Source organism: Acinetobacter bereziniae LMG 1003 = CIP 70.12, from assembly GCF_000368925.1.
Taxonomy (GTDB): domain Bacteria; phylum Pseudomonadota; class Gammaproteobacteria; order Pseudomonadales; family Moraxellaceae; genus Acinetobacter; species Acinetobacter bereziniae.
This window is the reverse complement of the sequence record NZ_KB849754.1, coordinates 283,372-284,872: the sequence shown is the minus strand read 5'-3', so window position 1 is coordinate 284,872 and position 1,501 is coordinate 283,372. Positions and strand designations below refer to the sequence as shown.

The 1,501-nt window shown below is 34.1% G+C and carries 1 protein-coding gene and 1 pseudogene; both read right to left on the bottom strand.

Annotated elements, in window-relative coordinates; translation table 11 throughout:
* A pseudogene (locus tag F938_RS23610) lies at positions 1-94 on the bottom strand (transposase); the annotation flags it as partial.
* Between the two features lie 33 nt (positions 95-127).
* Positions 128-970, bottom strand: coding sequence for a hypothetical protein (locus F938_RS01575; RefSeq protein WP_005028642.1), 843 nt, complete (start codon positions 968-970; stop codon positions 128-130).
* Between the last annotated feature and the right edge of the window lie 531 nt (positions 971-1,501).

Below are 1,501 nucleotides of genomic sequence, written 5' to 3'. Positions count from 1 at the left end.
CTGGTGCGGTCCAATTTAATCCACAAAGTTTAATCAGACTTTGAACAAAACCTGTGACCATGCGTAAAGAGAGTCTAAATAAAGATTTGATCATTTTGAAATTATAGGACTGAATAAACCTTATAGGCTAGGTTTGTGCAACAAAGCCGGTTGCACATGCTACTGGTAAATACAAAGCTAGCAAAATTGTATCAACATCGGATAAATACGATAATTCATCGGGTGATGTTTCTTTTGAATTATCAAGGGTTATCCAAAGATCCCCTAGTTGTTCACGTAAGACATTTAAAAACTTCTCTTCATCTATGATAGGTACTGTTTCACTTTTATCATTATATTCTTTCGTTACTCCGTTGATTGTAATGTTCACAAGGCGCTCTTTAGTTCCTGTAATTAACTCATGCCTATTTGCAAACTCATAAGTTGAATCTAGCGCTTTAAAATGACCATTGTTCGTATCATATTTTGACAAGTCTAATGGACCAAAAACCTGTAAGTGTCTTTGGTTTGGAATTTGTTCCTCTATGAACTCTTCTAGGTTCATGCTTTTGATAAAGCCCCGTGCTGGATGCTCGCTGTTGAAGCGGTCATAAGCTTTCTTTATCCAAGGTGTTGCCAGCAAAAATATTAATAAATTCCATGCTTGACTGGCTTTTGAAATTTGAAAAATAGTGACTTCGCTAAACTTATTTTGACAAAATAATGGAAGCCAATTGTTTGTTGGTTTACATAGGTGTTCTGTTGAATACACCAACTCACTTAGTAAAGGCACGTAGTTAAGCCCGATAGCTTTGAATATGCTATGTATCCACCATAGAGGAATAATTAAAATGCCTTTTGTGTATACTAAAAACCCTACAATTTGAGGTTTATAAGCAAACCATACAGCCAAAAAAGCCACTAAAACCATAACAACAGTAAATATATAAATATGATTCTCATGTACAAGCTTATCTTTTGGATCTGCCATTTTATAGCCTATTAATATGTGTATTGTTGGGTATTATATAGTTAATATTGGTTTTAATCTAATTCCCCTTAAACCTTTTAAGGATTTTAAGTCTGGTTTTAAGCTCTTGACTAAAGTGGCATTTAATACCTTTTAAAGCTTAAATCAGGTCAATCTCAACACTAAGCCAGTATTCTTGGTCAAATACTAAAAAGAATGAATAAGAAGCCCTCCCCTACTAGACATTTAAGTGGATTAACCGCCTATATAATAAATTTCTCTATAAATATTGTTGGTAGTCTTTTTATTGAATAGGGCACTCCCCTACTCAGCTAATATAGATCATTTTCAGTTGTGCATTTCACAACGTCTACTCATTTATTTAACTGTAAGTAGTAGTAAGCCCTCCCCTCTTCTTGGCAACTCCATTTTTATCAGTCTGATAATGAATAAATCAACGATTTAGAATCGAAAAACCGTTATCAGCCTGATAATGAAAAAACCACGCCAAGGGATCTAAAGCTGTTATCAGTCTGATAATGAAAAAAACCA

Bases quoted from the DNA above. Each gene is read 5' to 3' on its own strand.
- F938_RS01575 (WP_005028642.1), bottom strand. From the start codon at position 970: ATGGCAGATCCAAAAGATAAGCTTGTACATGAGAATCATATTTATATA.